Source organism: Streptomyces sp. NPDC002623 (assembly GCF_053592635.1).
On record NZ_JBSFWB010000088.1, the window covers coordinates 1 to 9,162 of the forward strand.

Genomic DNA, 9,162 nt, shown 5'->3' on the forward strand with positions numbered 1-9,162 from the left:
CTGGCGCCGCCGGGGGGCGTAGACGGGGTCCGGGCCCGGGCGGCCCTCGGCCGTCAGCCGCGTGGCGGCCTGGCCGCGGGGCCGGCCGAGGCCCGCGGTGCCGCGGGCCTCGGTCTGTGTGTCGGTGGAGGTCATGTCGGCCGCGCTACCGCTGGGCGTCCATGGCGTCGACGAGGCTCTTGGGCCGCATGTCGGTCCAGGTCCGCTCGACGTACTCCAGGCAGGCGGTGTGGGTGTCGGGGCCGTGGGCGACGGTCCAGCCGGCCGGGACGTCCGCGAACTGCGGCCACAGCGAGTGCTGGTTCTCCTGGTTGACGAGCACGAGGAAGGTGCCGTCCTGGTCCTCGAAGGGGTTGGTCATGGGAATCAGTCCTCCTGGGTGGGGGTGGGGGTGGGGGTGGGGGTGGGGGTGCCACCGGAGCCATCGGAGTCACCGGTGGCCCCGGCGAGCCTGGCGGCCAGAATCGGACCGATCTGGGCCAGCGAGCCGGCTTGGGTCATCCGGTCGTGCCGGGTGGTGATCTCGTGCGATTCGATCCGGCCGGTCAGGTACGGGCGCCAGATGGCGGGCCCGGCGTCGTCGTGGTCCCGGTCGATCGTGGAGTTGAACAGCAGCAGGTCTCCGTGGAACCTGCCGGGCACGAAGTCGACCGCCAGCTTCGCGTTGTTGATCATGATGTCGACGACGACCTCGATCTGCCGCCCCGTCAGACCGGCCAGCGCGCTGCCCCGCTCGCGCAGGATCTCGGCGACCTCGTCATAGGTCAGCGGCCGGTCGCCCAGCTCGTCCAGGTTGAAGTCGAGCACGCCGACGAGCACGTCCCGCTCGGTGGGCACGGGCAGCTCCTCGAACACCACGTCCTTCACCGGGTAGGCGTCGAGGATCGCCAGCAGCGCGGTCCGCTCGCCGCGCGCCTGCAGCTCGCAGGCGAGCGCGTGGGCGATCAGTCCGCCGGCGGACCAGCCGAGCAGCAGGTACGGGCCCGCGGGCTGGATCTTGCAGATCTGGTCGGCGTAGTCGGCCGCCATCTCCTCGTAGGACGTCGGCCGGGGTTCGGGGCGGCCGAGGCCGCGCGCCTGGATCGCGTAGACCGGGTACTCGGGACCGATGTGGTTCAGAAGCCCGCTGTACGACCAGCTGATGCCGCCGCCGGGATGGATGCAGAACAGCGGTGTCCGGCTCCCGCTCGTGCGCAGCGGCAGCACCACGTCCAACGCGTCGTCGGGATCGTTCATGACCAGGCGTTCCGCGAGCCCGGCCACGGTCGGAGCCTCGAACAGCGTGCGCAGGCCCACCTCGACGCCGAGGGTCTCACGGACCCGGGAGACCAGACGGGCGGCCAGCAGTGAGTGCCCGCCCAGGTTGAAGAAGTTGTCGTCGATGCGGACCTGTTCCCGGCCGAGAACCTTGGCGAAGAGGTCGCACAGCAGCTGCTCCTGCGGCGTCCGGGGGCCGCGCCCGGCACCCGGCGCACCGTAGTCGGGGGCCGGCAGGGCGGCCCGGTCCAGCTTGCCGTTGGCGGTCAACGGCAGCGCGTCCAGGGTGACGAACGCCGACGGCATCATGTACTCGGGCAGCTCGCGGCGCAGCCGGTCGGACATCCCGCCAGCCTCGGGCGCACCCTCGGGAGCCGGCACCAGGTAGGCGACGAGCCGCTTGTCGCCCGGCCGGTCCTCGCGGGCGACCACGGCTGCCTGGGCGACGCCCGGGCAACGCGCGAGCACCGCCTCGATCTCACCGGGCTCGACCCTGAGGCCGCGCAGCTTGACCTGGTGGTCGGTCCGTCCGGCGAAGTCCAGTGTGCCGTCGGCCAGCCAACACGCCAGGTCGCCCGTCCGGTACATCCGGCTCCCGGCCGGCCCGTACGGGTCGGCGGTGAACCGCTGTACCGTCAGGCCGGGCCGGTCGACGTAGCCCCGGGCCACGCCCACCCCCGCGAGGTACAGCTCGCCCACCACGCCGGGCGGCACCGGCCGCAGCCCGGCGTCGAGCACGTAGGCGCGCATGTTCGCCATCGGCCGGCCGATCGGCACGGTCGCGGCGTGTTCGGAGACGGTGTGCACCGGGTGGCAGGTGGCCAGGGTCGTGGCCTCGGTGGGCCCGTAGCCGTTGACCACGGTGATACCGGGGCAGGCAGCCAGCACCCGGGCGACGGCGGCCGGGGAGACCACGTCACCGCCGGTCCACACCTCGCGGACCCCCGCGAGCAGGCCCGGCCGTTCCTCGGCGACCAGGCGGAACAGGCCGGCCGTCAGCCACAGGCCGGTCACCTGATGCTCGCTGACCGTATGGTGCAGCAGGTCGAGATCGAGCCGGCCGGGCGGTGCGACCACGACCCGGCCGCCGCCGAGCAGCGGCACCCAGTGCTCGTACGTCGACAGGTCGAACGCGGTCGGGGAGTGCAGCAGCACCCGCTCGTGTCCACCGCTGCGCCAGCAGGGGGTCAGGGCGTGGGCCACGACGTCGCGGTGGGTGACAGCGACGCCCTTCGGTCGCCCGGTCGAGCCGGAGGTGTACATCACGTAGGCCAACTGCCAGGGGTGGCAGAGGACTTCAGGATCGGAGGCGTCGGGCTCGGCCTGGATCAGTGCGGTCAGCACCTCCTCGGTGAGGACCAGCTTGGCCCGGGCCTCCTGGAGGATCAGATCGATGCGGGACTGCGGGAACCGCGAGTCGAGGGGCACGTAGGCCCCGCCCGACTTGATGATCGCCAGGACCGCCACGACCAGATCCGCCGACCGCTCCAGCAGTACCGCGACCCGCGCCTCCGGCACCACGCCCTGGCGGACCAGCGCCCGCGCGAGGCGGTTGGCCCGCAGGTCGAGTTCCCGATACGTCAGCTCGCTGCCGCCCGCCACGACGGCCACCGCGTCCGGGGTGGCTCGCACCTGACGGGCGAACAGCTCCGGCAGCGCCGCCTCGGGCAGTTCGACGGCGGTGTCGTTGAACTCGAACAGCATCCGATGGCGTTCCGCGCCGGACATGATGTCGATCCGGCTGATCGGCCGGTCGGGGTCGGCGACCACCGCGCGCAGCAACCGCGCCCAGCGGGCGAACAGCAGCTCCACGGTGTCCGGGTCGAACAGATCGGTGGCGTACTCCACCGCACCGACCATGCCGTCGAGGCCGCCGTCCGGACGGTACTGCTCGGCGAGACTGAACGTCAGATCGACCCGCGCCGTGCCGGTCGGCGCCTCCAGGTGGCCGGTCGACAGCCCCGGCAGCGTGAACTCGCCCAACGGAGCGTTCTGCAGGGCCAGCATGATCTGGAACAGCGGGTGGTGCGACAGCGACCGGGCCGGGTTGACCACCTCGACCAGGTACTCGAACGGCACGTCCTGGTGGGCGTACGCGGACAGCGCCTTCTGCCGTACCCGGCCGACCAGTTCGGCGAAGCCGGGGTCGTCACTCGTGTCGGTGCGCAGCACCAGGGTGTTGACCATGAACCCGACGAGGTCGTCCAGAGCCTGGTCGGTGCGCCCGGCGATGGGGCTGCCTACGGGGATGTCGGTGCCGGCCCCGAGCCGGGTGAGCAGCGCGGCGAGCCCGGCCTGGAGCACCATGAACATACTGGCGCCGTGTGCGGTGGCCAGATCCCGCAGCGCCTGGTGCAGCTCCGCGTCCAGCCGTACGGCGACCCGGCCGCCCAGCTGGGAGGCCACGGCCGGCCGGGGCCGGTCCGCGGGCAGTTGCAGCTGCTGCGGCAGCTCGGCCAACTCCTCGCTCCAATAGGCGAGTTGTCGCGCGAACAGGCTGTCCGGGTCGGCGGCGTCGCCCAGCAGATCGCGTTGCCACCGGGTGTAGTCGGCGTACTGCACCGGCAGCGGGGACCAACGCGGTTCCTCACCCCGGCAGCGGGCGGCGTAGGCCGTCGCCAGGTCGCGGGAGAGCGGGCCCATCGACCAGCCGTCGGCCGCGATGTGGTGCACCACGAGCAGCAGCACATGCCGGTCGGGGGCGAGCGCGTACAGCTCCGCGCGGATCGGCGGCCCGGCGGCCAGGTCGAAGCCGCACCGGGCCCCCTCCGCCAGTCGGTCCGACAGGCGAACGTCGTCGACTTCGACGACCGGCAGCTCGGGGCGGGCCTCGTCCGCGCTCAGCACCAACTGGTACGGCTCGCCGTCCGCCTCGCGCAGGACCGTCCGCAGGCTCTCGTGCCGGGCGATCACGTCGGCGAGCGCGCCGTGCAGCGCCGCCCGGTCCAGTTCGCCGTCCAGGCGCAGCGCGAGCGGCATGTTGTAGGTGGCGCTCGGCCCGTCCATGCGGTGCAGGAACCACAGCCGTTGCTGGGCGAAGGACAGCGGAAGCCGCTCGGGGCGCGGACGGGCGGTCAGCGCGGGCCGCTCCGTGACCGAGCCGTCGAGGCGGGCCGCCAGGGCGGCCACGGTCGGGTGCTCGAAGAGCGTGCGGACCTCGAGCTCCGCGCCGAAGGCCGCCCGGACCCGGGAGGCCAGGCGGGTCGCCAGCAGGGAATGGCCGCCGAGGTCGAAGAAACTGTCCTCGACGCCGACCCCGGGCAGCCCGAGCACGTCGGCGAAGAGTTCGGCGAGCAATTGCTCCTGCGGGGTGCGCGGCGCCCGCCCGGTCGCGGCCGTCCCCAGGTCGGGGGCGGGCAGGGCGCGGCGGTCGACCTTTCCGCTGGCGGTCAGCGGCAGTGCGTCCAGGACGACGATGGCCGACGGCACGAGGTAGTCGGGCAGGCGGTCGCGCAGCCGGTCGCGGAGTTCGCCGACGAGGGCGCCCGTGGCGCGGCCCGCGGTCGGGCGGTTGGTGAGCGAGGACAACGCGGTGCCGGACGGCCGCATCGGCCGGTAGGCCGCGACAGGGGCGTCTCCCGTTACGCCGCCGATGACGACGTCCAGGGCGTCGGCCGCGGCGACCGACCATGTGACGTCCACCCGGCGGCCCAGTTCGTCGCCGAGCTCACGGAGGTCCTCCGGGTCGGGCAGGTCGCCGCTGTCCGGGCCGTGCAGCCGGTCCAGCAGTTCGGCGAGCGTGCCGTCCCCGTTCTGCACCGCCCGGGCCAGCGCCGCCTCGCGGGCGACACGCCGGTTCGGCACCCCGGTGACGCGCACCGGGTCCGTGCCGCGCCGGACGAGCAGCTCGCGCAGCTCCGTGAGGTCGGCGATCTCTCGGCCCCATGTCAGCTCCTGCGGTGCGGCAGGTGCGGCAGGTGCCGTCGGGGCGGTCGGCCGAGGGCGCAGTGTGACGTCGTAGCGGTGGCGCGTGAGCTCGTTGTGGTGCCGGCCGCGCTTGACCTCCACTTCCACGGCCCCGACGGTGCAGCGGTCCCGCAGGACGGTGAAGAAGTCCGGGTCGACCAGGAGTTCCTTCTCCACCAGAAGGGCCTGCTCCACGGCACGACGCACCGAGGGCAGGTCGGCGCCGTCGGCGACCCGGTGCAGCTGCACCGCCGTGGCCAGCGGGCGCAGCAGCCGCAGGTTGCGGACGTCGCCGACGAAGAGCGCGCCACCGGGGGCGAGCAGCCGTGTCAGCCGGTCGATCACGTCCGCGAGGTAGTCCGCGGACGGGAAGTACTGCACCACCGAGTTCAACACGATGGTGTCGAACTGCCCCGCTGGCAGACCGTCGGTGTCGTGCGCAGGGCGGGTCTGCAGCACCACACGCTCGGCCAGGAGCTCCTCCCGCGCCACCTGGGCGGCCAGCGTGTCGATCGCGGTGGCGGAGAAGTCGGTCGCCCAGTACGTCTCGCAGTGCGGAGCGATCTGCGAGAGGAGCAGGCCGGTGCCGACGCCGACCTCCAGCACCCGGCGGGGACGCAGGGCCAGGACGCGCGCCACCGTGGCGTCCCGCCACTCCCGCATCTGCTCGACCGGGATCGGGCTCGCGTCGTAACTGCTGTTCCAGCCGACGAAGTTCTGGCCGAAGGCGGCTTCCTCGGGAACGATCGGCAGGGCGTCGTAGATGTCCCGCCACTCGCCCACGTGGTCCGCTTCGAGGCCGCTGTCCCGAGCCGCCTCCTGACGCGGGACGACATAGCCGATGAGTCGGTCGTTCTGGGCGAGGACGGTGGCTTGGGCGAGGGCGGGGTGTTCGGTGAGGGCTGCTTCGATCTCGCCGAGTTCGATGCGGAAGCCGCGTACCTTGACCTGTTGGTCGGCGCGGCCGACGTATTCGAGTTCGCCGTCGGCGCGTCGGCGTACGAGGTCGCCGGTGCGGTACATGCGTTCGCCGTGGGTGTCGAACGGGCAGGCGAGGAATCGTCCGGCCGTCAGTCCCGGCCGGTTCAGGTAGCCGCGTGCCAGGCCCGCGCCGGCGACGTACAACTCACCCACCACACCCGGTGGCACCAGCTGCATCCGCTCGTCCAGCACGTACACCCGAGCGTTGGCGACCGGACGGCCGATCGGCGGCACGCCGGGCCCGGGGGTGAGCGGGTCGCTCATCGTGGCGCACACGGTCGTCTCCGTGGGACCGTACGCGTTGATCATCCGGCGTCCGGGTGCCCAGCGCGCCACCAGCTCCGGCGGACAGGCCTCACCCGCCACCACCAGCGTGGACACGGTCATCGTGTCCTCCGGCAGGGCGGCCAGGACGGACGGAGGCACGGTCGCATGCGTGACCGCGAGGCCCGGGTCCGTCAGCGCGGCGACCGGTTCGGCCGCAGGGGGAAGCACCAGGGCCGCGCCGCGCAGCAGAGCGGTGAAAACTTCCGACACCGAGGCGTCGAAGCTGGGCGAGGCGAACTGGAGCACCCGGCTGTCGGGTTCGATCGCGAACCGCTCGATCTGAGCGGCGACCAGACTGGCCACGCCGGTGTGGCTCACCATGACGCCCTTGGGGCGGCCGGTCGAGCCCGAGGTGTAGATCACGTAGGCCGGGTGCCGGGAGTCGAGGGCGATCTCCGGATCGTTCTCCGGCCAGTCTCCGTCGGCGACGGTCGCCGGGTCGTCGACCACCACTGTCGGCCGCGCGTCGTCCAGCATGAACGTGATCCGTGGCTGCGGGTACGACGGGTCCACGGGCAGATACGCGGCCCCGGCTTTCAGCACGCCCAGGATCGCCACGACGGATTCCGTGGAGCGCGGCAGGGCCACCGCCACGATCTGTTCCGGGCCCACGCCTTGAGCGATCAGGGCATGCGCGAAGCGGTTGGCCCGGGCGTTCAGCTGGGCGTACGTCAACTCGACATCGCCGGCGACCAGCGCGACCGCGTCCGGCGTCGCCGCCACCTGCGCCGCGAACGCCTGCGGCACCGGAACGGTGCCCACCTCACGGGCGGTCGCGTTGCCACCCTCCAGGAGCCGGTGCCGCTCACCGTCGTCGAGGAGGTCGATCCCACCGATCGGCTGTTCCGGGTCGGAAGTGACCGCCTCCAGCAGAAGTGTCCAGCGCCGGGCGAGGGCGGCGACCGTATCCCGGTCGAACAGGTCGGTGGCGTACTCCACCACGCCGGCGATCCCGGCCGGGCTTCCGTCCGGCCCGAACTGTTCGGCGAGGTTCACACCGAGGTCGAACTTGGCGGTTCCGGTGGGCACCGCATAGGTGGCGACGTCCAGGCCGGGCAGCGAGAAGCGGCCCATCGGCGCGTTCTGCACGGCCAGGACGGTTTGGAACAGCGGGTGGTGGGACAGCGACCGGGAGGGGTTGAGGGCCTCCACGAGGTGCTCGAAGGGCACGTCCTGGTGTGCGTAGGCGGACAGTGCCGTCTCCCGCACTCGTCCCAGCAGTTCGGCGAATGTCGGGTCACCGCTGGTGTCGGTGCGCAGCACCAGTGTGTTGACGAAGAACCCGACCAGGTCGTCCAGGGCTTCGTCGGTACGCCCCGCGATCGGGCTGCCGATCGGGATGTCCGTGCCGGCGCCCAGCCGTGTGTAGAGCGCGGCCAACGCGGCCTGGAGGACCATGAACAGACTGGTGCCGGTGCCCCGCGCCAGCTCCACCAGAGCCGCATGCAGCTCGGGACTCAGCTCCAGACCGACCTGGCTTCCGTGCCAGCGTGCGACGGCCGGCCGCGACCGGTCGGCGGGCAGCTGGAGCAACTCCGGCAGGTCGGACAACTGCTGCTTCCAGTAACCGAGTTGTTCGGCGAACCGGCTCTCCGGGTCGGTGGCGTCGCCGAGCAGGTCCCGCTGCCACAACGTGTAGTCGGCGTACTGCACCGGCAGGGCCGGCCGGAGCGATGCGCGACCCTCGCACCGTGCGGCGTACGCCTCGGCCAGGTCGCGGGCCAGCGGGCCGGTGGACCAGCCGTCGCCCGCGATGTGGTGCATCACCAGCAGCAGCACGTGCTCCTGCGGCGCGACCGCGAACAGCTCCGCCCGCAACGGCGGTTCCACCGCCAGGTCGAAGGGCCGCCGGGCGAACTCGGCCAGCCGCTCGGGCAGTTCAGCCTCCGACACCTCGGTCGACCGCACTTGGGGCCGGGCCGCGCCCGGGTCGAGGACGCGTTGGCACGGTACGCCGTCGACCTCCGGGAACACCGTCCGCAGGCTCTCGTGCCGGGCCACCACGTCGGCGAGCGCCTCGTCCAGCGCCGCTCCGTCGAGCGTCCCGGTCAGCCGGAGCGCCAGCGGGATGTGGTACGTCGCGGCGGTGCCGTCCATACGGTGCAGGAACCAGAGCCGACGCTGGGCGAAGGAGAGCGGCACCGCTTCCGGTCGCGGGTGCGGCGTCAGCGCCGGGCGGGCTCGGCCTCCCCCGGTCAACGCCTCGGCCAGGCCCGCCGCGGTGGGCGACTGGAAGAGCGCGCGCAGCCCCAGCTCCACGCCGAGCACCGAGCGAACCCGTGCGACCAGCCGGGTGGCGAGCAGGGAGTGCCCGCCCAGGTCGAAGAAGTCGTCGTCGACCCCGACCCGCGGTGCGCCCAGCACCTCGGCGAAGAGCTCACAAAGGATCTGCTCCTGCGGCGTCCGGGGCTCCCGGCCCGTCGCCGTGGTCACCGAATCGGGCGCGGGCAGCGCCGCCCGGTCCAGCTTCCCGTTCGGCGTCAGCGGCAGCGCGTCCAGCAGGACGAACGCCGACGGCACCAGGTAGTCGGGCAGTCGGTCGCGCAGAAACGCCGTCAGCTCCGCCGGACGTACGACCGTGTCGGGACGCGTTGCCACATAGCCGATGAGTCGGTCGTTCTGGGCGAGGACGGTGGCTTGGGCGAGGGCGGGGTGTTCGGTGAGGGCTGCTTCGATCTCGCCGAGTTCGAT

At 72.6% G+C, this 9,162-nt stretch carries 2 protein-coding genes; both read right to left on the reverse strand.

From position 1 onward, the window contains the following. Nucleotides 1–145: 145 nt before the first annotated feature. Nucleotides 146–361 (reverse strand): MbtH family protein, encoded by a 216-nt coding sequence (locus ACWD4O_RS48455; protein WP_451289548.1) that lies wholly within the window; start codon nucleotides 359–361, stop codon nucleotides 146–148. 5 nt (nucleotides 362–366) lie between these two features. Beyond that, nucleotides 367–9,162 (reverse strand): amino acid adenylation domain-containing protein (locus ACWD4O_RS48460; protein ID WP_451289549.1); only part of this gene is annotated, 8,796 nt, incomplete at its 5' end.

Coding starts and splice junctions, on each gene's coding strand:
- ACWD4O_RS48455 (WP_451289548.1), bottom strand. CDS start 361: ATGACCAACCCCTTCGAGGACCAGGACGGCACCTTCCTCGTGCTCGTC.